Source organism: Croceitalea dokdonensis DOKDO 023, assembly GCF_001306415.1.
Lineage (GTDB): Bacteria > Bacteroidota > Bacteroidia > Flavobacteriales > Flavobacteriaceae > Croceitalea > Croceitalea dokdonensis.
Map to the genome: position 1 here is coordinate 101,458 of NZ_LDJX01000003.1, position 24,615 is coordinate 126,072.

The 24,615-nt window shown below is 41.9% G+C and carries 24 protein-coding genes and 1 pseudogene; 6 read left to right on the forward strand and 19 right to left on the reverse strand.

Annotated features, from left to right (window positions below; genetic code table 11):
* Positions 1–29 precede the first annotated feature (29 nt).
* The 5 genes from I595_RS07435 to I595_RS07460 all read left to right on the forward strand — a co-directional run bounded on the left by I595_RS07435 (position 30) and on the right by I595_RS07460 (position 4,201).
* Complete coding sequence (locus tag I595_RS07435; RefSeq protein WP_054558803.1) at positions 30–683, forward strand: hypothetical protein; 654 nt, start codon at positions 30–32, stop codon at positions 681–683.
* Positions 684–2,252 carry a LytR/AlgR family response regulator transcription factor gene (locus I595_RS07440; protein WP_157449679.1) on the forward strand — a complete coding sequence of 523 codons (1,569 nt, stop codon included), beginning with the start codon at positions 684–686 and terminating at the stop codon, positions 2,250–2,252.
* 299 nt (positions 2,253–2,551) lie between these two features.
* Entirely contained in the window at positions 2,552–2,797 is a 246-nt protein-coding gene (locus I595_RS07450) for a hypothetical protein (RefSeq protein WP_157449680.1), read from the forward strand.
* Positions 2,782–3,657, forward strand: coding sequence for a hypothetical protein (locus I595_RS07455; RefSeq protein WP_054558807.1), 876 nt, complete (start codon positions 2,782–2,784; stop codon positions 3,655–3,657). Before I595_RS07450 ends, I595_RS07455 begins: the two co-directional genes overlap by 16 nt.
* An 85-nt stretch (positions 3,658–3,742) precedes the next feature.
* Positions 3,743–4,201 carry a nucleoside deaminase gene (locus I595_RS07460; protein ID WP_262485531.1) on the forward strand — a complete coding sequence of 153 codons (459 nt, stop codon included), beginning with the start codon at positions 3,743–3,745 and terminating at the stop codon, positions 4,199–4,201.
* A 7-nt stretch (positions 4,202–4,208) separates the two neighbouring features.
* On the opposite strand, the gene I595_RS07465 is transcribed toward I595_RS07460, so the two are convergent.
* The 5 genes and pseudogenes from I595_RS07465 to aspS form a co-directional block, all read right to left on the reverse strand.
* Complete coding sequence (locus I595_RS07465) at positions 4,209–4,472, reverse strand: hypothetical protein (protein ID WP_054558809.1); 264 nt, start codon at positions 4,470–4,472, stop codon at positions 4,209–4,211.
* Complete coding sequence (locus I595_RS07470; protein WP_054558810.1) at positions 4,469–6,250, reverse strand: chloride channel protein; 1,782 nt, start codon at positions 6,248–6,250, stop codon at positions 4,469–4,471. The genes I595_RS07465 and I595_RS07470 overlap by 4 nt, the downstream gene beginning before the upstream one ends.
* 88 nt (positions 6,251–6,338) lie before the next feature.
* Positions 6,339–6,578, reverse strand: a pseudogene (locus I595_RS07475) (tetratricopeptide repeat protein); the annotation flags it as partial.
* Positions 6,579–6,593: 15 nt separating this feature from the next.
* Positions 6,594–6,857 (reverse strand): tol-pal system YbgF family protein, encoded by a 264-nt coding sequence (locus I595_RS07480; protein WP_157449681.1) that lies wholly within the window; start codon positions 6,855–6,857, stop codon positions 6,594–6,596.
* Between the two features lie 213 nt (positions 6,858–7,070).
* Positions 7,071–8,825, reverse strand: a complete 1,755-nt coding sequence (gene aspS, locus I595_RS07485) for an aspartate--tRNA ligase (RefSeq protein ID WP_054558813.1) — start codon at positions 8,823–8,825, stop codon at positions 7,071–7,073.
* 294 nt (positions 8,826–9,119) lie between these two features.
* Between aspS and I595_RS07490 the strand changes: the two genes are divergently transcribed.
* Positions 9,120–9,470, forward strand: coding sequence for a toxin-antitoxin system YwqK family antitoxin (locus I595_RS07490; protein ID WP_054559102.1), 351 nt, complete (start codon positions 9,120–9,122; stop codon positions 9,468–9,470).
* Between the two features lie 278 nt (positions 9,471–9,748).
* On the opposite strand, the gene I595_RS07495 is transcribed toward I595_RS07490, so the two are convergent.
* From I595_RS07495 to I595_RS07560, 14 genes are all read right to left on the reverse strand, one after another.
* Positions 9,749–10,144, reverse strand: a complete 396-nt coding sequence (locus tag I595_RS07495) for a DUF983 domain-containing protein (RefSeq protein ID WP_054558814.1) — start codon at positions 10,142–10,144, stop codon at positions 9,749–9,751.
* Between the two features lie 72 nt (positions 10,145–10,216).
* Entirely contained in the window at positions 10,217–10,579 is a 363-nt protein-coding gene (locus tag I595_RS07500; RefSeq protein WP_054558815.1) for a hypothetical protein, read from the reverse strand.
* 39 nt (positions 10,580–10,618) lie between these two features.
* Complete coding sequence (locus tag I595_RS07505) at positions 10,619–11,038, reverse strand: GreA/GreB family elongation factor (protein WP_054558816.1); 420 nt, start codon at positions 11,036–11,038, stop codon at positions 10,619–10,621.
* 165 nt (positions 11,039–11,203) lie between these two features.
* Positions 11,204–12,496, reverse strand: coding sequence for a Glu/Leu/Phe/Val family dehydrogenase (locus I595_RS07510; RefSeq protein ID WP_054558817.1), 1,293 nt, complete (start codon positions 12,494–12,496; stop codon positions 11,204–11,206).
* Positions 12,497–12,501: 5 nt separating this feature from the next.
* On the reverse strand, positions 12,502–12,711 hold the full coding sequence (locus I595_RS17350; RefSeq protein WP_157449682.1) for a hypothetical protein: 210 nt from the start codon (positions 12,709–12,711) through the stop codon (positions 12,502–12,504).
* Positions 12,712–12,739: 28 nt separating this feature from the next.
* A complete protein-coding gene (locus I595_RS07515; RefSeq protein WP_054558818.1) occupies positions 12,740–13,369 on the reverse strand; it encodes an MCP four helix bundle domain-containing protein in 630 nt (209 codons plus the stop codon).
* Positions 13,370–13,503: 134 nt separating this feature from the next.
* Complete coding sequence (locus I595_RS07520) at positions 13,504–13,866, reverse strand: hypothetical protein (protein WP_054558819.1); 363 nt, start codon at positions 13,864–13,866, stop codon at positions 13,504–13,506.
* 2 nt (positions 13,867–13,868) lie between these two features.
* Positions 13,869–14,345 carry a GreA/GreB family elongation factor gene (locus tag I595_RS07525; RefSeq protein WP_157449683.1) on the reverse strand — a complete coding sequence of 159 codons (477 nt, stop codon included), beginning with the start codon at positions 14,343–14,345 and terminating at the stop codon, positions 13,869–13,871.
* 291 nt (positions 14,346–14,636) lie between these two features.
* Positions 14,637–15,962 carry a sigma-54-dependent transcriptional regulator gene (locus I595_RS07530; RefSeq protein ID WP_054558821.1) on the reverse strand — a complete coding sequence of 442 codons (1,326 nt, stop codon included), beginning with the start codon at positions 15,960–15,962 and terminating at the stop codon, positions 14,637–14,639.
* 2 nt (positions 15,963–15,964) lie between these two features.
* Entirely contained in the window at positions 15,965–17,053 is a 1,089-nt protein-coding gene (locus tag I595_RS07535) for a sensor histidine kinase (protein ID WP_054558822.1), read from the reverse strand.
* Positions 17,054–17,642: 589 nt separating this feature from the next.
* On the reverse strand, positions 17,643–21,140 hold the full coding sequence (locus I595_RS07545) for an efflux RND transporter permease subunit (RefSeq protein WP_054558824.1): 3,498 nt from the start codon (positions 21,138–21,140) through the stop codon (positions 17,643–17,645).
* 236 nt (positions 21,141–21,376) lie between these two features.
* Positions 21,377–22,549 carry an efflux RND transporter periplasmic adaptor subunit gene (locus I595_RS07550; protein WP_054558825.1) on the reverse strand — a complete coding sequence of 391 codons (1,173 nt, stop codon included), beginning with the start codon at positions 22,547–22,549 and terminating at the stop codon, positions 21,377–21,379.
* 36 nt (positions 22,550–22,585) lie between these two features.
* The gene (locus I595_RS07555; RefSeq protein WP_054558826.1) at positions 22,586–23,944 is read right to left on the reverse strand and encodes a TolC family protein; all 1,359 of its coding nucleotides are present in this window, start codon (positions 23,942–23,944) and stop codon (positions 22,586–22,588) included.
* Positions 23,945–24,550: a TetR/AcrR family transcriptional regulator gene (locus I595_RS07560; protein WP_054558827.1), complete on the reverse strand. Its 606-nt coding sequence runs from the start codon at positions 24,548–24,550 to the stop codon at positions 23,945–23,947.
* Between the last annotated feature and the right edge of the window lie 65 nt (positions 24,551–24,615).

A 24,615-nucleotide genomic window follows, 5' to 3' on the forward strand; every position in this document is an offset into this window, starting at 1 on the left:
TTATAGCTCAACCAATCATTACTTCTTTTATGAAAACCACTATTTTTTTAGTTATTAGCGGCGGCCTATTGCTTTTAGGTGCTTGCCAAAACAATAACCAGTCAGATTCAGCAACGGATACAGCAGAAACAAAAGATTCCACGGCGTTTGATGCCAATTATCAATTTAGGCATACTACAGACCAAGGAAAACTTGAAGTGAAAAAACTAAATGATATTCCGTTAAATGTAGATGTAAGACCCGTACGTTCTAGAGGGCGATTAAGTACTTTAAACCCTTACCAGTTGGTGCACCTAGAAATTTCTGATAGCCTATCTTTTGGCATCCTTGGAAAATTTGAAGGTAAAGTTAGCGGAAACAGGTACAATAATGCCAACGTACACTTTATGAGCCATACTGTTTTTCCGGAAACAACCAACATAAAAATAGACTCTGTGAACACCAAAAGCTATGAGGCCCATCGTTTGGATATTAACCTCTTCATAAGAGCTATTGCTGCGGATACCCAAGCTGTTAGTTTGGGCAGTGACTATAAAATCCCGATACGGGATGTAAAACGGAATACGAAATTAGATTTCCATTTAATGATTTGGGATGGTAAAGACTACGTAGAATATAAACGTAAAGATAAGGATCCGGCGCTCTTTGGAGACCGTGCTTGTACCGTTAACCTTTCCTTCTGATTGAAGACTCCTAGCCTGTTTTTAAAATTATATTGCCAGCTCACATTGGTTGGTTGTGCAACCGTTTGTCTAGGTCAAGATGGAGTTAAGGGCTACCATGAAACCATTGTTGATTTTGTGCAAGCGGTTGCATTACATGATACCTTGGAGGTTAACACGTTCATAAAAGAGGCCCAATTACCTAAAACGTTACGGAGACCCATGCGGTATCACAGTTTTCTGTTTTTGTCAGATTCACTCCCACATGATTTTAGCTTCAAGAATGTAGATTTAAAAAATAAGGGTGCTGCCATCCTTCACCTTCTTAATGGCATGAAGTGGCACGCACTTCAAGAGGAAGATAGTTTGGCTTTTGATTATGGGACAAAAGCATTGTACAAAGCTAAAAATTTTGGTGAACACCGGCTGGTTGCCTATGTTTTTCAAAGGTTGGGAGAACAGCTATTGAATAATCCGGAGCGGACGGAAGATGTTGCCTCCAACTTTTTGGCAGACTATTCAAAGGGCATTTTTAACCAAGAACATCAATTTTGGTTAAGCTATTTTAAGTCGCTCTTTGTATTTCAAAAAGCCAATGGCACCACAGATTCTGTTTTAAAAAGAACAATTAAAGACTATAAAGGCCTACAGGATAATTTGCCCGATAATGATTTTATCAAGGGCCGCTATTTCCAGTCTTTAGGTATTGTTCATGCCAATTTTTTGCAAGACACCCCCGGTGCTATAATACAATATAAAAAAGCAATTGAGCAATATCAAAAAGTCCCGAGCGGTATCGCGGAACAGGCTATCGTTTCCTGTGGGTTTAATATTGCGGTAGAGCATTTTCAGCTTAAAAACTATGTACGGGCCATTCATAGGCTACGGAAACTAGGCAACGCCCCGGCCATTTATAAGGTGCCTTACGTAAGACGCGCCAGATTAAGTTGGTTGTCAAAGGCCTATGATAGTTTACGGCAAAAAGACAGTGCTCTGTTCTTTCTAAAAGCCGCTAACATGGAGGAAAAAAGGCAGCAGCAAATTAAAAAGGCACTAGCCATGAAGAAGATAGATAAGGAGTACCGGCTGCATGATGTGCAACAAAGCCTTAGCACTATCCAGGTCCAGAACGAGGTGTTGGGCATTAGAATGCAGCTTCTTATTTTTATCTTACTGATGCTGTTGGCGGTGTCGTTCATAGCTTTTTGGCTGTACAGACGCTATTTTTCAAAATCCAGAAGCCTTATAGAGGAGCAATCGGAAACCTTACAACGGTTAGATGAGCTAAAACAATTGGTAATCAAAAACCACATTGTATTAAAGGACAAGACCAAGATATACATTTCGGATTTGATGTACATAAAGGCAGAAGACCACTACCTTAAGTTGTTTTTAAATACAGGGAAACAACATTTGGTAAGGGGGAAGTTAAGGGAAATTAAACAAGAATTGCCTCCAAATTTTGTGCAGAGCCATCGTAGTTATATCGTGAATTCCAATTTTATAAAGCAGGTAACGAACAAGGTGGTTATCCTATTAAACGGTGATGATATCCCAATATCCAAGACGTTTAAAAACGGTTTGTCTTAAAATATAAGGTGCTCATTGGTCATCCAGACCAGAAACCTGATTGGATGGAGGATTATTCATACCGAAACCTCCGCCCCGCATACCTGTATCAGGTGCACAATAAGCAACTAAATTATACCTCCCGTTCCCTTTGTTGCCGTTTCTAGCGGTTACCTGAGCAGCAAATAAAACAATGGTTTTAGCTCCCCACAGCAAAGGGAAAACCCGGTTTTTGGTGGGTCTTACCATAAAATTACCTAGTTGTAGGTATGGTCTAGTTACCTAGTACCGTTTAACTTGCAATCTTAAATGAGTTTAAAATGAGAAAATTACCGTTATTTATGTTGTTTTTGTTGGGTTTGGTATTGTTCAATGCCTGTTCTGGGGATGATACCCAGGAGAACCCAGAAGAGGAAATGGAACAAACTGGGGACCCTACGGATGATGACAGCGCTGAGGTTCCTGATGATCCAAGCATTCCATTGCAGAATATTGATTCCGGGATAAGTATTGTTGGCGCTACAAGAATAACGGGCACGCCTCCGGCACCTTGGATTTTGACATAAATGCTACAGACCAGCCTGGTTATTTGGATACGGGTTTTGTTATAGATTTCTCTTCAGAAGACGCTGTTACAGGAGCGTATATTCGGTTTAAAGATGAAACAGGTTCACCGGCCGATGGTTATTTTAATGTTCCATTTACTACCGGTAAGAAAGCTGTAAAGGATAGAAAAAACAAGCTCAATAGGGGAGTGGCCATTAATACGTTGCTGTCCAAACAAGTGGGCGAAGAAGAGATTGAGGTGCTCTTTGGGGAAACGGTACCAACGGGGAGGTTTTGTTATGAAATTTGTTTGTACGATAGTAGCAATAACATTAGCCAAATTGTTGAGCGATGTGTAGATGTGTCTGCATGGGGCGGGAACCCCACATTGGTTGGAGAATGGAAAATGGACCGGGTTTTTGAAAATGATATTGAGGTAGAAGAATTTGATATTGCACAAATTTCCTGTGACAACGGTAGCATGGGTTCTTTTTTGGAAGAACTATACGAAATTAATGATTGGATATTGGTCCTTAGGGAGAATGGCGATTATTTTGAGGAATACATAGAAAGGCTACAGGTACTGGATTTTGACGCTACCGCGGCATCTTGTGAAGCAGTATATGCACCTGATGTTGAGGAATTCTATGATCGCTACCTTGGGAAATGGACCTACACCGCAGATTATGGATTGTCCATTGTTGACTTTGCCTATGAAAATGAGCTCGATGCCTCTGAAAACCAAACCTATGATGGCGGCGAGATTTACTTTGATGGGGTAGAGGCCGTTGTGGTCAACAATGAACTGATTCTAACGGAAACTGAGGTGGTTGAGGGCGAAACCTTTGTGTATAGGGCAATTTTTGTGCCTAACAATTAGCGTTTTTTTAGGTTGTTTTTATCTAAGGAATCCTATTATAAGTGAAGACTTTGGTAATTTTGCCAAAGTCTTAAATTTCTCTTGGTTGAGCGAACTTTTACATCCTTACGACGATACGTACTTTATGAAAAAAGCCTTGGAGGAGGCAGAAATTGCTTTTGACGGCGGTGAGGTGCCTGTGGGCGCGTTGGTGGTGGTCAAAAATCGTATTATCGGTAGGGCGCATAACCTAACGGAGCGATTGAACGATGTGACGGCACATGCCGAAATGCAGGCCATTACCTCCGCTACCAATTTTTTGGGAGGTAAATATTTGACGGGATGTACGCTCTATGTTACATTAGAACCCTGCCAGATGTGTGCAGGTGCCTTGTACTGGAGTCAAATTTCCAAGATTGTGTACGGTGCAGCAGATACAGAGCGGGGTTTTACCGCCATGGGGACCAGCTTGCATCCAAAAACCCAAGTGGTGGGCGGTATCATGGGAAAGGAGTCCGCCACACTTCTAAAACGCTTTTTTATTCAGCGGAGGAATTTGAATTAGCCTTGGGTTACTTTCTGGATTCCTGCTCTTTTTCCCGCTTGTTCATTTTTTCAATATTTTCTTTGGTAAGCATATAGTCTTTCATTTGCTTGCCTTGGCTCTCTTTGATCAAAAATAGGGGCATGGCCACCAAAAAAAGACCTATGGTGCCAGACCCTATATATTTATGGGCCAACGACTCATTCTCCTCTTTTAAGATAAAGCCGTAGATAATGGCTGCAAAGGAAGCTAGCACCACAGCAATCACCACATATTTCATTTTAATTTTCATGGGGTATAATTGATTAGTTTTCTGCGATAGGCCGTTAATAGTTTTGATTTGGACACAAAGCCCATATACTTTCCATTCTGGACCACGGGCAGGTTCCATGCACCGCTGTCCTGAAATTTTTGCATCACCTGTTTCATGGAGTCTTCGGCGTAAAATATATATTCTGGTGCAGCGTGCATGACATCCTTTACAAAAGTAGTATCGTATAGGTCTTTGTTAAACATAAATTCCCTAATATCATCCAACAAAACAATACCAACTATTTTATTCTCACCGTCCAACACCGGATAGATGTTACGTGTAGATTTTGCTACGGATTTCATGAGCATTTCACCGAGGGTCATTTCTGGGGAAACGCTTTTAAAATTGGTTTCTAGTACATCATCTAACTCCATTAAGGTTAGAACGGCCTGATCTTTATTGTGCGTCAACAGTGCGCCCTTCTTTGCCAGTTCCTTGGTATAGATGGTATGGTCCAAGAAGTTTTTGGTAATTAAAAAGGAAATACTGGCGGTAATCATCAAAGGAATAAAGAGCTCATAACCACCGGTAATTTCCGCAATCAAGAAAATGGCGGTCAATGGGGCATGGATAACCCCTGCAATGAGTCCGGCCATCCCAATGAGGGTAAAATTGCTTTCCGAGACCCCTAAGCCCAATCCAAGGTTATTGATGGCCTTGGCCACGGCATTACCCAAGGCACTTCCCATCACCATCGTGGGGATAAAGACCCCACCGGCGCCCCCTGCGGCCAAAGTAGTTGTCATGGCAATGGCCTTAAAAACGGTAATACCAAAAAGTAGGGCAATAACCACCCAAATGTTGTCCAAAAACGCATCAAAAGGAGTTTTTCCCAGTGCCTCAATATGATTGCCGTCCAATAAATTATTGATAAAACCAAAACCTTCACCATATAGTGGCGGAATAAAGTACAGCATAACACCAATGGTCAGTCCGCCCACCAACAATTTGTATTTAGGACTGCGAAACCGCTTAAAGAATTTAAAAATGGCAAAATACATCTTGGTAAAGTAAATGGAGGAAAAACCGGTGCCCACCCCCAGTAAAATATAGAATGGCACATCGCCCAATTGAAAATCTTCGGTCAGCGAAAAATTAAAAAGGGCTTCATTTCCCAAGAAAAAATAGGAGGTAAGCACCCCGGAAATAGATGCCAATAACAGGGGTAAAACGGAAAGCATGGTCAAATCCAGACTAAATACCTCAACCGCAAAAATAATGGCCGCAATGGGCGATTGGAAAATGCTGGAAATGGCACCTGCCGATGCGCAAGCAATCAAGAGGGAGCGCGTTTTAACATCAATATGTAAAAACCGACTTAGGTTGGAACTTATGGCCGCCCCGGATTTTACCGCCGGCCCTAACAACCCCACGGAGCCACCAAAACCAACCGTCAAAGGCGCAGTCAATAAAGGGGTATACGTTTTTCTAATGGATAGCAGTCCTTTGTGTTTGGACAACGAAAGTAGTATGGAAGGTATTGCCTGCGATATGGGGTGCTTGTTGATGAATTTGGTGTAAAGATAAACCAAGGTAAGCCCCACAATGGGCAGGATAAAATACAGTTGGTAGTCAGAGAAGACAATGGCCTTCCCTAAAAGCGACTCTATAAAATACGTGAGGTTCTTTAAGGTTACGGCAGCTAACCCGGCCAATAAGCCTACCACAACGCTCATCAATTGTACAAAGGTCTTGTTGGAGATATGTTTATACCTCCATTTTAAGAATTGTTTTACGTACGTTTTGGTGTTGGGCATTTTGGTACGGCGTTCAAAGCGTTTTTTTAAGATGGAGTTTCGCTAATTGCGGTGTCTTCCTCTAAATATCTAAAACACTGGACCAAAATTAGCGCATTATTTCAGATTTAAGCGCTTCTAGGTCTGATAAGTAGATTTGGTAAGGCATCTCTACATAATCATGGTAAATGGCATATTTGTTTTCAAGGTCTTCCTTGGCCTCCTCCAAAAACCTTAACCCCTGGTCCAAGTCCCCATTTTCCAAAAGAATTTTGGCGTAATAATATGTTGTTTCCGCGGAGGTGCTATAGTAGCCAAGAAGTTTGTCAAAATTTTCCAATGCCTTTTGGGGATGACCAGCTTATTACTGGGCAATGCCCCTATACAGGAAGGCTTCCAATTCTACCCAATCTTCGCCAGAATCCTTGGTTTCTTTGGCGATGTGTTTGTTCCAATAGGCGATGGAATTCTTATAGTCCTTTAAACCCAAATAGGCGATTCCCCTCCAATAATCCACACTGTGCCCCTGGGGATAATCCAGAAAAGGGGTCAAGGTATCAGAGGCATTAAAATCTGCAATGGCCTTGCGGTAATCGCGGTAAAAAAGAAGGTATAGGTAGCCTCTCATGGGAACCCACGTTTGGGGGTCTGCGGCCACGCCTTTAAATATCAGAAGGTGGTGTTCGCTATTCTCTTATGCAGGTTTAGCCAAGCAGGTTTGGGTGGGATTCCTTGCCCGTCTGCAAGCAGGTTCCGTGCGGCCAGAATACACTGTGCTTCACTACAACCCTTAAATTAACGGCACTTTTTTAGGAGGCCAATCGTAAGCATTCTAATTTGCCTAAGACTTATGGTCCAACTTTAAATGTAGTTCTTTTAATTGATCGTTATCGATGGTTGCAGGGGCATCAATCATCACATCCCTACCGCTGTTGTTCTTAGGGAAAGCAATAAAATCCCTAATGGTCTCCTGTCCGCCCAGAATAGCGACCAACCTATCCAAACCAAAAGCGATACCGCCATGTGGTGGGGCACCGTACTGAAAGGCATCCATAAGAAAGCCGAACTGTGCTTTGGCTTCCTCCTCCGTAAAGCCCAGATGTTTGAACATAATGGCTTGGGTCTCTTTATCATGGATACGAATGGAACCACCACCAATTTCGTTCCCGTTCAATACCAAATCATAGGCGTTTGCCTTAACGGCGCCCAGATCAGTGTCCAGGAGTTGTAATTGTCCAGGTTTTGGTGAGGTGAAGGGGTGGTGCATGGCGTGGTAGTGCCCGGTTTCTTCATCCAGTTCCAACAATGGAAAGTCAATTACCCAAAGGGGCGCAAATTCATCAGCTTTGCGCAATCCTAAACGTTCTGCCATTTCCATTCGGAGCGCACTCATTTGCGCTCTAACCTTATTGGTTTCTCCAGAGAGGATACAAATTAAATCACCTGGTTTGGCACCGGTTGCATTGGCCCACTGTGCTAAATCTCCTTGGTCATAAAATTTATCGACAGAGGATTTAAAGGAACCATCGTCATTACAACGGCAATATACCATTCCTTGTGCGCCAACTTGTGGACGTTTGACCCAGTCGATTAACTTATCAATTTCCTTTCTGCTGTATGCGTTACCACCGGGTACGGCTATCCCTACCACCAATTGGGCGGTGTTGAATACCTTAAAATCCTTGTGCTGTGCAACGGCATTCAACTCCCCGAACTCCATACCAAAACGAATGTCTGGCTTGTCATTGCCATAACGGGCCATGGCCTCATCATAGGTGATTCGCGGAAAATCCTGTACCTCTACCCCTTTAATTTCCAGCAGCAAATGTTTGGTAAGCCCCTCAAAGGTGTTTAATATATCCTCTTGTTCCACAAAGGCCATTTCGCAGTCTATTTGGGTGAATTCCGGCTGCCGGTCGGCACGTAGGTCTTCATCCCTAAAACACTTTACGATTTGAAAATACTTGTCCATGCCACCCACCATGAGTAGTTGTTTAAAGGTCTGTGGCGATTGTGGAAGGGCGTAAAACTGACCTTGGTTCATACGGCTGGGAACCAAAAAGTCACGGGCGCCCTCAGGGGTGGATTTAATTAAATATGGTGTTTCAACATCTATAAACCCTTGGTCCGATAGGTATTTGCGTACCTCCATGGATACCTTGTGCCTAAACATCAGGTTGTTCTTAACCGGATTTCGTCTAATATCCAAATACCGGTATTTCATTCTAATGTCCTCACCACCGTCAGTATCATCTTCAATGGTAAACGGGGGGAGTAATGAGGTGTTGAGAACCTTAAGTTCAGAAACCAAAACCTCAATGTCACCGGTGGAAATATTCGGGTTTTTGGAAGCACGCTCAATCACTTGCCCCTTAACTTTAATTACGGTTTCGCGCCCCAAAGACCGGGCTTGTTCCAATAATTCCTTGGAGCTTCGCTCTGCATCAAAGACCAATTGGGTAATTCCGTAGCGGTCCCTAAGATCTATCCAAACCACAAAACCCTTGTCCCGTAGTTTGTGCACCCACCCACTCAATATTACTTCTGTATCAATCGCTGTAGCCCCCAAGGCGCCACATGTCGTAGTTCTGTACATTTCCACATAAATAAGTTGCAAAGGTAATTAGTTCTTATGGTAACTAAAACATCTATTACCAGCCATTTTAAAGGCTTGAATATGACTATTTGTATCGGATTACAAGTAAAATAGAAGGTAACTCATCGAAAAAACAACAACTTTACTAATCTATTAATAAGCTTAAAAACAACTACTTATGGGTTTAATGTAAATTTAATGTTATGTAAATGTTAGTTAAATAAGTATTTGATGTAAAATAAATGCTATATTTGTTACGTTAGTGTAAGGGAATTGTGAATTAAAAATATAATGATGAAGAAGGGAATTTTATTAATAGCGTTGTTGTTTTCAGTGGTGACTTTTGCCCAAAAGATGAAGCCAAATTTTGAAAAAGAAGGTAAAATGGTAAAAGCCACGTATTTCCATGATAATGGAACGGTTGCCCAAACGGGATATTTGTTAGAGGGCAAACTGCATGGACAGTGGTATATGTACAACCAAGAAGGAAAAAAATTAGCTACCGGAAAATATGCCCATGGCATCCGAACTGGGAAATGGTTTTTTTGGAAAGATGCTATTTTAAAAGAAGTTGATTTTGAAGACAATCAAATCGCTTACGTAAAAAACTGGAATCAAGCTGAGGTGGTTGCCGTGAATAAGTAATATACCTGTAGTTTCAGCATATAAAAGCCCTCAAGACATTTGGGGGCTTTTTTATTTTACTATGTAGGGTTTGGTCATCTAGCCCTTAGGAAAATCCTGTTCTTGCCAACGCCCAATAGACGCTTTAAAGTGAAGCATTGTAAGCTGAAACGTCCATGCTATCACCAAGACGGGAATATCCATATATTCACGGTAAATGAAACTAAATATGGGGCCAAAGTATGCACAATAATGAGGTTAACACCTTGGCTTAAAGTCTATTTGAGATACAGGAAGGCTTACTTTGGTCTTTCTACCAAGCTTGGGTCTTTTTCAAAATTGATAAAAAAGTTTATCCAAATGTTCCGAGCCAACCGCATAATAACAGGCATGAGAAGGACCAATATGCCTATAATGGTAAAGAACGAGCCCAATAGGGAAAGTTGAAACACATACTGCGACACTATAAAACCACCAACACCTAAGGCGGTGCCAAGTGCGTAGCTTACGTACATCGCCCCAAAGAAAAATGAAGGCTCCATCTTAAATTTTAGTCCGCATGAGGCACAGTATTCATGCATTTTGTATACCGTGGACAAGTAATAGGGATTCTTATTAATGTACATACTGTCCTTGTGGCATTTGGGACAAGAGCCGGTGCATATGCTGTATAATTTAGTGCCTCTTTTGAACATTTTACCTTTTTTATAAAGTTATTTAAATAGGGTCAACGGTTCTGGTCAAACAGTTACTCACTATCAGGTCTGTTAAACCTTTAATTTTAATGCCTTGTAATTGTTTATATGACGCTGGTACTTGTTTTTCAACATTTGATGGTTCTTTATAAAAAAAGCGTCACAATCAGTGGTGTCGCATTCTATTGCCTTTTCCAATGATGAGCGGTAGATGTTTAAGGAGCGCAATAGTAGTTTATTTTCCCGTTGCAAGCTCATCATTTCTTGATAAAGCCCTTGCACTTCCATATTCCTTGGCGTAGGGGCGAGCAGCTTAATAAAATCGTCTTGGATATACGCAAGGGTTTTCCACCAATTGGCAATATCCTTTTTTTGGTCATTGACCATGGCCCCATTGTGAAAGCTATTTGTTTTTGTAACTTTTGTTTCTTCCATTTTACATTAATCATTGTATGTTCTACAAGTCTTCACTGGTTAAAGTACCATGTCTAGGTTAATGTGTTTTTTTCCCTGAACTACGTTTTCTATCATCAATTGCTGTTTTCCCGATGGAAAGTCCCAAACTATAGTGTCCCCTTTTGCGTATCCTATTACGGCAGAACCCATAGGGGTAATAATGGAAATTTTATCTGCTTTAAAGTCACTGTCTTTGGGCATGACCAATTGAAATGTCTTTTGCCAACCCGTCTTGGAAGTTACGGTAGTCTCTGAATGGAGTCTTACTACATCTATCGGCATTTCCGATTCGTCCAGGATGTGGGCTGTTTCCAGTTCTGCGGATAGTTTTGAGATGGATTTGCGTAGGACATCATCCTTGTAAAAACCAGAAAGGTTCATCAAACGCTTTAACAGTACGTATTCCTTTTTTTCAATGACCAAACTTCCGTATTTCATCTGTTGATTTTAATTTTTATGTATAGCTAATCTTATCCGTTCAAAAACCGGTTTATTTTACCATGAACCATCACGGTTGCGTTGGTATATCATGGCTTTAATTTCTTTGGGTTTAAAGGCTTCCGCTCCAGAGGGCGGAAGCCCCTTATATCAAACGCTCATGGTTTAGGGAAAGATGCCCCTTTGCACATATGCTTGCTCTAAACGTTCAATGGCAATCATAAAAGCTGCTGTTCGCATATCCACGTTTCTTTCCTGTGAGGTCCTAAAGACTTTTACAAAAGATTCGTGCATCTTTTTCTCTAGTTTGGCCATTACCTCCTCTAACTGCCATATTTCACTGTTTTTGTTTTGTAGCCATTCAAAATAACTGCCTATGACCCCTCCTGAGTTGCACGTGATATCTGGAATGATGTCAATACCTTTTTTTAATAATATTTCCTCTGCTTCCACGTCCGTTGGGCCGTTGGCGCCTTCGGCGATGAGATAAGCTTTTATCTTTTTTGCGTTTTTGGCCGTAATTTGGTTTCCTAGTGCAGCCGGGACACAAACATCACAATCAAGACCAAAGAAATCAGAATTGTTTATAGTTCTTGCCCCTGAGAAGCCTTGGATGCTGCCGTTGTTGGCCTTTGAATATTCCAATAGTTTTTCAACGGGAATGCCTTCATCGTTTACGATGCTTCCATAGGCATCCTGTACCGCAGTCATGATGGCCCCTTCCTTTTCTAAAAAGTGGGCGGCCCAATATCCTACGTTTCCAAAACCTTGTACTATAAATTTCTTGTGCTTTAAGGCCACTTTCTTTTGCTCTGCCCAAAATTTGATGGTTAGGAAGACCCCGTACCCCGTGGCCCTATCCCTACCTTCGGAACCGCCAGCACCAATTGGCTTACCGGTTACCACATGCATGTTGGTGGAGCGTTCCGCGGGTGGTTTTGTACTCATATAAGTGTCTAAAATCCAGGCCATGGTCTGGGGATTGGTATTTACGTCCGGTGCCGGGATATCCAGTTCAGGACCAATATTGTCCCCAAGGGCATAGGTGAACCTCCGTGTGATACGCTGTAATTCTTCTTGTGAATATTTTTCCGGATTTAATTGGATACCACCTTTGGCACCGCCATACGGCAGTCCGGCCAAAGAGGTTTTCCATGTCATCCACATTGCTAGGGCGCGCGCCGCGTCAATATCTACCGTGGGGTGGTAGCGAAGACCACCTTTGTATGGCCCCAAGGCATTATTGTGCTGTACCCGGTAGCCCGTGAATATCTCCACGGCACCATTATCCATACGTACGGGAAAATGAACCACTAGCTCATTATTGGTTACCTCCAAAATTTTTCTGATGTTTGGATTCAACCCTACCATATCGGCCGCATGGTCAAATTGGCGCATAACGTTGTCTAGCATACCCTGCTTATGGGCCTTTTTTGGTCTTTGTGTCAATGTTGTCATTATTTCTAGTTTAGTATCAATTCTTTGTTGTCGTTTTTGCGTTCTCGTATACTGAAAATAGTAGTTTCTTCATTGGTGGATACGGGCGGCAATTTTTCTAAAGTATGGACATATTCACTACAAGAGCTCACCTTGGTTTTATCCTTGGATAAGCAACACAGCACTAAGTGTCTGCAAGTAGAACATATACTACGGGCATATTCTCTGGTTTTCATTACAAATATTTTTTTTGACATCGTAGGCTTAGTTTTCCGGTGCAAGCTCAACCTTGGGCTTTGGGTAAAAAATCATAAAAATCATGGCCGCTCCAAAAAGTATTAAAAAGCCCACCTCAAGTTTGGAAAGCATTATATTCATACCCAGTGACTTGTTGGAAAGTTCCGTCAACTGCTCACTTTCCGAAAGTTGTATGGCAGCAAGTGCATCAAGGTTTTTTTGCATTTCTTTAAGGGTTTTAATACCCACAATGCCCAAATCTGCCTCAAAATCAGCCGTCGGATTGGCCACTTTCCCTTCCAGTTCCTGTATTTTAGAAAATTGTTGGTTTAAAGTAGTGAGGAGTCGCGACTCATTTTGGGTAAGCTTGGTGCCACCAAAGTTTAACAAGAGTTCATCTATTTCTTTATTTTCCTTCACCATGTCAGTAAAATTCCCGTTACGGATAAAACGCAATTCTTTTTTATGGAAGAGGTTATTGATACGGTATATGATGTCCTGCACCACTACTCTGTCCTTGTATACCGAGTTCACCGTATTTTGGACGGTAGAAAAATGCTTTTGGTCTAGCCTGTTGGAGCCTAGGACCAAAAGAAAGGCCATGGCCAAAATAAGGCCAGTCTGTATACGTTGGGTAACTCTTGGTTTTATTAACATGGTTTCTAAATTTTATTGTTGTCTTAAATGCACTCTATTTTGGTGTAATCAGCAAAATCCCACCCGCTCACCCCTGTTTTTGAGCAAATCTTTATGAGGGCTGCGGATGGGTAGCATCCACCAACCAAAATCAGCTATAATGGCATCAGTTCTCCTGATTCCAGTGCTTTTAGAAAATCAGCGTTTACAACACTGTGGGTTTCAAAAAAGCGCCCTCCATCGGTAGGTGTTATTTTTATCCTTGTGGTGCCATCTTTTCTTTCCTTTACATCCGTAACTACCACTTTTTTACCTTCAACACGTTTATAATTGGCGTTACCACCTTTCTTGATGATAAAATTGGGCTTTGGAAATTTAATGTGTTGGTACATGTTTGTTTCAGGTTTTCCTATTTCAAAGACATCTCCTACTTCTACATCTTGCGGCACTACGTTTACATTATCCTGTGCATTGAGCACGCTAATTGAAAATAAAAAGGCAATTGCATATTTCATCATGACTACATATTTAAGGTTAACAGATTATGTTTTCTTTTTAACACTAATTTTTTTAGCTCTTCTTTGGGAATGAATGGTATTACTTTTGATTTGGCTTGCTGTACGTTGGTAATGGTTAAATGTATTCTGCTGCCAGGAAGGCCAATAGTAACTTTATCACCTTCTGCCAAACCTATGACGGAAGCACCCAGACTGCTGATAACCGATACTTTGTTCTCCTTAATATTCTCTTCACAAGGTGCAACCAGTTGAAAGGTATCTTCCCAGCCCAATGTGCATTTTACGGTAATGTGGGCATACATTTGTACAATGTGTGACGGCATGTCATTGGCCTCCAACACCATTGCCTCCAACATATGCTCATTAAGCAGGTCTAGGCTGTTCTTATGGGAATAATCCTCATAGACCAAAAAGTCTTTCTGATACTTTTTTATCATCAAGAAATCCCCAGCACTAAAAACAAGATTACCGTGTTTCATTTCTTTTTTTTCTAGAATTAGAATTTTGTTTCCTTTTGTCCGATATTTTTTGACTATGATTGTCCCTATCCTTCCTGCGGCTTTTTCCAAGATTTATGAATGTTGGTATAAAGACTACCATGGTAAATATTTTGTTTCATCCTTTAAATGGCAAAAGTGGTGCCTAGATAAAACTAAAGTGTGCCAAAAAACATAACATACTGATAATCAGAATATATATTCTTATGAATTTTATATAAGGATTTTTTGGGGTGGAGAGAAAATCCCCATTTGGGGAGAAAATTACCAGGTCTAGTGAAGTTTGTCCCGTAAGGTCTTACGATCGATCTGGAGTATTTTGGCAGCCTTTGTCTTATTGCCCTGAGTATGTAGCAATACACGTTTTACATATTCTTTTTCCATGACTTTTAGAGGGACAAAGCCTGTTTGGGGAAACTCAATTTCGTATTTTAGATAATCAGGAAGGTCTTTCACTCCAATAAGCCCATCAGCCATAATTACAGCGCGCTGTATGCTATTTTCTAGTTCCCGTATATTTCCTGGCCAATGATGACGTTCCAAAACTGATAGTGCTTCGGGAGAAATCTTTAGTAACCGGTCTTTGTATTCAACACCATATTTTAGCAAAAATTTATCTACCAATAAGGGAATATCGGATTTGCGTTCGCGTAATGGCGGGACTGTGATTTCTACCACGGTCAACCTGTAATAGAGGTCTTCCCGGAAGTCTTTATTTTTTATATTCTCCATTAGGTCCGCATTGGTAGCCGCAATGATTCGGATGTCCACTTTTTCTGGTTTTTGGGAACCAACTTTTGTGATTTCCTTCTCTTGTAAAGCACGCAGTAGCTTGGTCTGTACCGCTAGGGAAGCCGTGCCTATTTCATCCAAAAACAGTGTTCCACCCTGTGCAGCTTGAAAGAAGCCATTACGATTTTCATTGGCACCTGTAAAGGCACCTTTGATATATCCAAAAAGCTCCGCCTCCTGCAGGTTTTCTGGTATTGCCCCGCAGTTGACCGCTATAAAAGGAGCACGGGAAAATTTGCCTGTATAGTGGATGGCGCGTGCAACTAGTTCCTTTCCAGTGCCGCTTTCCCCTTTAATAAGCACAGTGGCTTTATTATCCTTGACCCGATCAATGATATTGGTAACTTTCTGAAAACTCCCTGATGCCCCTACCATATCCCCGTATTTAGTTTGGGTCGGTGCTTTTTGGACCTTCCTTGTTTGGGATTTTCCATGCTGGTTGGTGACGGCTTTTGCCACGGCCAGCCTTAATTCTTCCTTGGTAAAGGGTTTGGTTAAATAGTCCACCGCACCAGACTTGAAGGTTTCTAGTGCACCAGTTACGGAGGGATAGCCCGTGACCACTAACTTAGGGATGTCCGGGTAATGCTCGTTGGTGAATTTGAGCAACTGTAATCCGTCTACTTCTGGCATTTGAATGTCCGTTATTAAAAGGTCTATAAAGGTGTCCTTTAAGATAAAAAGCGCCTCTTTGACGGAAACTGCCTTAAAAGTATGGTAGTCCAATGACCGCAGGTGTCGTTGTAGAAGTTCTAGGATGTGGATGTCATCGTCAACGATTAAAATATTTTCCTTGCGTAGGGTCATGTTCACAATTTAGGCAAATTGATGGTAAAAATGGTTCCTTTTGGGTCATTTGGTGTATGGGCTATGGTGCCCTTATGGCTACTGATGATACCGTGGACCACGCTTAGTCCCAAGCCTGAACCATCACCGATGGGCTTGGTCGTGAAAAAGGGTTCAAACACTTTTTCTGCCAATTTGGGGTCGATGCCCACCCCTTGGTCAGAGATTGTAATGTGTATGTGCTGTCCCTTTTGAGAAATGTCAATTTTTATGGTTCCTCCTTCGGGGGAATAATAAGCAGCATTCATGATAAGGTTAAAGAGTACTTGGGTCAATTGTACGGTGTCTGCCCGTAAGAAGATTGGTTTTTCCGTGAATGTTTTTTTTAGTTGAATATTTTTTGCCCCTAGCTGAGGTTTTAAGAGTTTTAGCACATTTTCCACGGTTGGGATAAGCTCCACGACCTTCATCTCTTGTGGCATTTCACAAGCAAAGAACATCAGTTTTTTTACGATTTCCCTGCTAAAAATGGTATTGTCCATGATTTTTTGGAGGTCACGGACATTGTCCTCATTTTTCACTTTTTCCTTTAAAAGTTCTGCAAACCCCAATATATTGGCTAATGGGGTGTTGAGTTCATGCGCAATGCCTGCCGTTATTTCACCCAAAATGTGCAGACGGTCCGCACGTTCCATTTGTCTGCGTGTGGCCGCTTCACTGTCCCGTATCTGTTTACGCTCCAATAGGTTACCCACTGCAAGACTTATGTTGTTTAGGAGGGTCTGTTCCTCGGCAAGAAAATCGGTCAATTTATACTTGCCTGCTGGATAGCCAATCGTAATTTGTCCATCAACTTTATTAAAAACCTTTATGTCAGAAGTTAGGGTTACCCTGTCTATATCATAATTATCGGTCCGTACCTCGTAACCACTGGCCGTTAAACTGGCCTCTGCATCTTCATTAAACTGCCACCCCCTTTTTAAGCAATATAAAATAGCTTCTAAAGAGGTATGGAGTTGGTCATAATCTGAGTTAACGATAATGGAAGTAACCTCATACAGACAAGTGAGCTCTTTTACGCGTTCCTTTAATTTTGCCTCTGTTGATACCATAGTTCCAAATTATGTGCATATTTAGTAATGTGCTAAAGTCCTTAAATCATCTATTGGGACTGAAATTTAGTAATAAAAACTGGTACCTTTAAGTTCATAGTATTGATGGAATCCAACATTTTCCTTCGTCTGGTTAGAGGCTAAAAAGCCTTGGATTAGCCTGCCCATAAAGGCCGTCAGCCTTTTATTGCATGCTAGTGGTATGGGGTACAACTTTCCTTTTTTAAGAACCAGATGCGTTTAACCATCTGCAGAGGAGCATTTAAAGTTGGTCATAAATCAACTTTATTCTTTACCTGTTACCATAGGTTTTTGGGTAAATAGTGAGCACCAAGCCTTTGTTTAATGGGGCTTTATACTCTAAAAGAAAAAAGCCCTCAAGACATTTGGGGGCTTTTATCGTTCAAAATGTTTGGGTTTGCTATACGCTTTCCCAAAATTTATTGAGACGCATGTACATACCTAAATTTGCAGCAACCTACAATCAAAATACCCATTCGCCACCTTCTTTGGCCTTAGCCTTAGGTAACAGTTGTATGACGCCGCTCTATTTGTGCAAAAGTTCCCTTTTGAACAAAGCTCCTTTTGTTTAAGCCGCCTGGTCTGCGATTGGCTTTGATTCTAGGACCGTTCTTTTGCCGCGCTGCAAGCCTACCTTAATACGATAGACAATATTGAACAGCACTGGGACTATGATCAGCGTTAAAAAAGTGGCCACAATGAGGCCAAAAATAACCGTCCAAGCAAGGGGCCCCCAGAAAATCACATTATCACCGCCCATATAAATATTGGGGTCAAAGTTGGAAAATAGCGAGAAAAAGTCAATGTTCAGTCCAATGGCCAACGGAATTAAACCTAATACTGTGGTGATTGCCGTTAGGATTACCGGACGTAAACGGGCTTTTCCACCCTTAATGATGATATCTGTTGCCTCTTCCATGGAAAGCAGCGCTTTATCGTCAAGCCCAAGGGCCACTTTTCTACGGTCTATGAGTATTTGGGTATAATCTAGCAGTACTACCCCATTATTTACCACAATACCTGCCAAGGAAATGATTCCCATCATGGTCATTAAAATAACAAAGGGCCAACCAGTAATCATTAGGCCTCCAAAAACACCGATGAAACTTAGAAAAATGGCAATCATGATGATCAATGGTTTGGAGATGCCCCCAAATTGAAAAATTAGGATAAGCATTATAAGTCCCAAACCAGAGAAAAAAGCCCCGACCAAAAATTGCATTTGCTTGTTCTGCTCTTCTATCTCACCTGTATAATCCACGTTGACCCCAGGCGGAATACCATCATAGTTTTCCATTGCCTGTTTCACCTTTTCTACAACGGCTGCTGGGTTTCCACCCGCTTTTAATCCGGAATAGACGGTCACAACACGATTTCCATTTTTATGTTTGATGGCACTAAAGCCCGATGAATTCTTTTGGGTGGCCACGGAGGATACGGGAATTTCCTTGATTTTACCAGTTGCTTGATCCCTGAAGATAATGTTCTGATTGAATAGGGCATTCTTGTCGTACCGTAAATTGCTGTTAAAACGTACGTTAATGTCGTAGTCTTCCCCGTCTTTTTTATAGACCCCAGCTTTTTCACCAAATAGGGAGCGTCTTAACTGCTGCCCTACCTGACCCACGGCAACCCCAAGTTCCCCGGCTTTTTCGCGGTCTACCAATACTTGCATGGAAGGTTTGCTTTTATTGACATCTAGCTTTAATTCTTCTATGTAAGCAATGTTTTTGGTGTTTAAGTAATTTCTGATGTTCTCCCCTACGGTGATAAGCTCGTCATAATCCTTACCTTCCAGCTCAATGTTTACCGGGTACCCAGCCGGAGGGCCATCCGCATTTTTCTCCACGGAAATGGACACCCCTGGGTATACCCCAGTAAGTTCTTCTTGAATGGCACCCCGCAGCTCCTCTGTATCCAGTCCGTTTCTATATTTGTATTCCCTCATGGATACCGTTACTTTGCCACGATGTGGCATTTCTGCCGCGGAACCTCCATCCGTCTGTGGGTTTCCGGCCCCTTCCCCAACTTGTGAAACCGCAGATTCCACGAGATAGTTGTGATCGCCATTGGTATAGGTATCTCTATTGACCACGCCATAGACACGTTCCTCAATACGTTTGGTGAGATGGTTGGTTTTTTCAATCGATGTTCCTTCTGGATATTCTATATACACATAAATTTCATTGGGGGTGTTATCCGGAAAAAATTCCACCTTGGTCCTTCCAGAGCCCAATGACATTCCAAAAAGCATAAAGGTCCCCACCAATAGCAGTGCGGTAAGTCCAAAATACCAATAGACGTTCTTGCCTCGTAGCGCATGGGTGATTTGTTTTTCATAAAAATTCTCAAACCGTACCATGGTATTTTCTTGAAACCGTCTTGCCCATTTTTTAAGCACGTACTTGTAGACCCAAAACATAATGGCCGTTACGATCATTAAGGTACCCAAACCACGATAGGCTCCGCCCACAAGGAGAACAAACAGGCCAATGCCGCCCATAATACTGGTGGTGCGAATAAGTTTTTTTACGGGCAGTTCTTTTTCCCCCAACTCCATAAATTGGGACACCAACATAGAGTTCATGAAAATGGCCACAAATAAAGAAGAGCCCAATACTACCGAGAGGGTTATGGGAAAGAAGATCATAAACTGCCCAAAAATACCTGGCCAGAGCCCCAATGGAACAAAGGCCGCCACCGTGGTCACTGTAGAAATGATAATGGGGAAAGCTATTTCACCAATCCCCTTTTTTGCAGCTTCGGTTCTGGACATGCCCTCGCTCATAAGCCGATAGACATTCTCCACCACCACGATACCATTATCTACCAGCATCCCAAGTCCCATGATCATCCCAAACAAGATCATGGTATTTAGGGTGTATCCCAACAGGTTCAAAATCATAAAGGACATAAACATGGACATGGGTATGGCAAACCCTACGAACAGTGCGTTTCTAAATCCTAAAAAGAACATTAGAACCGTAACCACCAAAAGAATCCCAAAAATGATATTGTTTACAAGGTCATCTACTTGGTTTAAGGTGCGATCAGAAGAATCATTGGCCACGGAAATGTTCAAATCTGCGGGATAATAGGTTGCCTGTGCCTCTTGAATAAGCTCCCTTATTCTTTTGGTGGCGGCAATGGTATTTTTGCCAGAACGTTTTTTAATGTCCAGCATTACCACGCTATTCCCAAATTCACGGGCATAGGTAGTCTTATCTTCCTCTTCAAAGGTGACTTTGGCAATATCTTTAAGGTAAACGGCACCATTTTCAGATTTTACCACAAAATTTTCCAGTTCTTTGGGGTCTTCTATTTCCCCCAAGACCCTAATGGTCCTTCTTTGTTCCGATGTTTTAATATTCCCCGCCGAAAGGGTGGTATTGCCATTGGCAATGGCACTGATCACATCTTGAAAACTAATTTTAGCGGCCATCATTTTGTAGATGTCCACGGCAACTTCTACCTCTTTTTCCTGTGCTCCACGGATATCCACTTCTTTGATTTCTGGCAGGTTTTCTATCTGATCTTCTAAATACTCTGCAAATTCTTTCAGTTTTTCTACTGGATAGTCACCGGTAAAATTCACGTTCATTATAGGAAAGGATTCGGCCAAATTTAAGTCGAATACGTTGGGTTCTACTTTGGCTCCATTAAAGGTGGGCCAGTCTTCTCCGGCTTTTTCGCCATCCACTTCATCCTTTACCTTTTGTTTTGCCTGTTCCACCGTAATATCTTCATCAAACTCTACCGTAATAATGGAATAGTCTTCTTGGGAGGTAGAGATGGTTTCCACTACATTGCTCACGTTCTTTAGGCGGTCTTCCAAGGGGTCCGTTATCAATCTTTCGATATCTTCGGCGGTATTGCCAGGGTAGGGCGTGCTTACATAGATTTTGGTCTCTACAATTTCCGGATAATCTTCCCTTGGCATGGCTTGGTAGCCCAGGAAACCAATGTACAAGAACAGCCCGATCATCACATAGATCACAGACGGATTGTCAATGGCCCAAGATGATAGCCGAAACTCTTTATCAATGTTTTTATTTTGCTTGCTCATTTAAATACGTCTTTAGTGGGTAGTTTGTACTGGTTTCTGTGTCTTTACTATTAGTTTTCTCATCAGACGACCCATAAACCGGGCTATTAGTTTTTTAAATATTTCTGAAAACCTATTGTCATTTTTGATTGTTCCTGTAGCCTTGTAAAACCCCTTTTATTCTCCAAAGGCAAATCGCACAGTATCTATCGCAACAATTTTCTAGGATTTAACTACTATTGATTAATGGCTGCTGTCTAATTAGCCAATATTTTCACGCTCTGCCCATCTTTTACCGTTCTGGCCCCCTCATTGACGAGTAGGTCTCCATTAGAAATTCCCGCAGTCACTTCTACCATACTACCCGTTGTTAGTCCGGTTTCTATAATTTGCCTTCGGACAGAAGCGATTCCGTCTTCACCTGATTTTTCTGCCAGGTAGATGTATTGTTCCCCCTCGGAGTTTTCTGAAATAATGCCTTGCGGAATAAGAATGGCGTTTTCATTGGTGTAATCGTTAAGGCTCACTTTTGCCGTAAGGTTGGGTTTTACCATGCCAGATGTGTTGGGAACCGGGATTTCTACGGTAAAGGCCCTGTTACTTGGATTGATAAAGTTTCCCGTCTGTCTTATTTTAGAGTCCACGGTTTCTCCCAGAACAGGGAAAAACACCTTTGCTTCCTTTCCCGCTTGTATCCCACTAAGGTAATTTTCCGGCACCTCTACCTCCACATACATATCGGAAAGGTTTACGATTCTAAATATTTCTGCTCCCGGCCCAGGGCTCACCACAGTGCCTTGATCTTTGATAACATCATCTATAATCCCGGAAAAGGGAGCCCTAATGTCGGATTTTCCTACCTGGCTCTGCATTTGGTCTACGGCGCTTTTTTGGGCTTCGTAATTGGCTTTTGCCTGCAGAAATTGAATTTCAGAACCAATGTTTTGGTCCCAAAGACGTTTTTGTCGCTCAAAAGTGGTTTCTGCCAAGGCCAATTGGGTCTTCATTTGTGCCAGTGAGCTAGACAGACCACCGTCATCTATACTGGCCAATAGTTGGCCTTTTTTTACCTTTTGGCCTTCTTTTACATAAACACGTTGTAGGGTCCCTGCCATTTCTGGGTAAATCAATACATTTTGTTTTGTGGTGACATCTCCCTGTAATTCCAGAAAATGGTCAAATTTTTCCGTTTTGGCCTCAATGGTGGTCACTAGGGGCAATTTTGCGTTGGCATCCAATTCCGCAATGGCAGAATCCAGCAATTGGATTTCTTTTTCCAAAGCCCTATAGGTTTCCGTGATTTCATTTTTTTTAGCGCGAATTGCCGTAAGGTCCTTTGCTTCCACAATGGCTTCAACGCTTTCTGTTGTACCACCACCACAGGACGAGAGTAGGATTGTGGTGGCGATGATGTAGCTGATGTTTTTCATAATACTAAGGGTGATTTATAGTGTTTTTTGATTGATTTATTGGTTTAATATCACTTCTAACTGGGTTCTTCGGTTAATGACATCAACCATGGATTGTAGGTACTCTTGTTGGCTATTGTATAGTTGTGTCTGTGCCTGCCGCAGCTCAAAACTAGTGGCCAGCCCTTCGTTATATTTAATTTCATTTTTGGTTTCTATACGTTCTGCTAGGGCCAAATTCTCCTTGGAAGTTTGGTACTGTTCTATGGAAAAAGTGTAGTCGCTCTTTGCCCGATCTAGCTGTAACCGTATTTGCTGCTCTGCTTCTGTGAGTTGGGTTTTTGCTTTTTCCAAAGCAATCTTTGCACGTTGGGTAGACGCACTCCTGCCCAAAGAACTGAAGATTGGGATGCTTAAGTCTAACCCTAAAATGGATTGTTCAAACCATTGTTGGCCAGGGCTTAAAAAATTAAATCTGTCACTGAAGGAGTTGGCACCATAGCTCAAAAAACCGTTTAAGGTGGGCAGTGCGCGGCTCTTTGCCAGTTTTAGTTCATAAAAACGCTGTTCGTTAAGGTTAAGGGCAAGCTTGTAATCTATGTTGTTCTCAATCTGAAAAGCTTGTGTTAAGAAGTTGGAATCCATGTTTTGTTCCGTTAGACTAGTTAAGTTATCTAAAAGTGTAGTTGGGTTCTCTGTATCAAGGCCCATCATCAGATTCAGCATTTGTAAGGTGATTTTTTCTAATCTAATGGCGTTCTTTAATTGATTGTCCACGGAAGCCAGCGTAATCTGCAGCTGGTCCACACTTTCCTCATCGCCCAGGCCGTTTTCAAAAATCTTTTGCGTTTCCACTAAGTTCTTTTCTAGATTGGTTTTGTTTTTTTGGAAGATGGCCACACTCTCCCTGGCAAGTAATACATTTCCATAAGCTTCAACCACCGCTTTACGGACCTCTAGGGCAGTTTTCTCCTTATTGTTCTGGCTGTAGCTCAGAAAGGACTTGGTGGCCTGCACGCCAACAATGTAAGAACCGTCAAAAATCTGTTGTCTTAGCGTTGCCGATGCGGTCGCCGTTTGTGGCGGACCAAATACGATGGGAATAAAGGTGTCGGGATCTTGTACCACTCCTTCCGGTAAAAACTCTGGGGGCACCAAAATAGAGGGAAACTGGGCGATGGGCTGTATGATTTGGTTTTGGTAACCTACCGCTCCAGTTATTTGCGGTAATCCGCTTGCAATGACTTCCCACTTTTGCTTCTGGGCATCAAGAATATCCCTATCTGCATTTATGGCGCTATAGTTATGCTTTAACGCGTAATTGACTGCGTCTTCCAGGGTAAAGGCCGTAGGTTGTTCCTGCGCAGTTATAAAGAAAGGTGCTATAAGCAATAGCACAATAAGGTGTAGTCGCATTTATTCGTGATTAGAATTGATGATGTTGTTTAATATTTTTCTGCCTTCAGGGGTAACTATGCCACGAAGGTGGTATTCCAAATAGTTTTCCATAAGGCTGCGCATGGTAAATAGATGATTGGGGAACAAGCGGCTGTCCTTGATACTGGTTACCCCGGTAAAATAGATGCGCACCACAAACTCCACATTTAGGTTTGCTCTGTATATCCCTTGTTGAATGCCGCGCTCCACATTGTCTTTAATGCAGGTTTGCATCATGTGGAACTGCTTTTCCTTTAAGTTCCGGTGCACCTCCGGATAGTATTTTTGCAGTTGGTATTCCGGGGAAGCGGCCTCATCGTTTAAATGTTCCATGACAAAACGCTTAATGTCATATAACTCCTCAATAGGGTTCTTGTCAAGCGTGCAAATGGCATCAATACCGTTGGATATCTTTCCAAAAAGCTGCATAGTGCAAGCTTCTACCAATTGCCCTTTATTGCTAAAGTGGGTGTAAATGGTTTTTTTGGATATGCCCATTTCTTGGGCCAAATCGTCCATGGTAACACTCTTAAAGCCTAGGTTTAGGAAGAGTTGGGTGGCGGTATGTAGAATATTTTCACGCATTAAGAGCGGCAAAAATAAGTCGGAAACTTTAAAAACAAATAAAGTTTCCAAAGTTTTACGTTTTT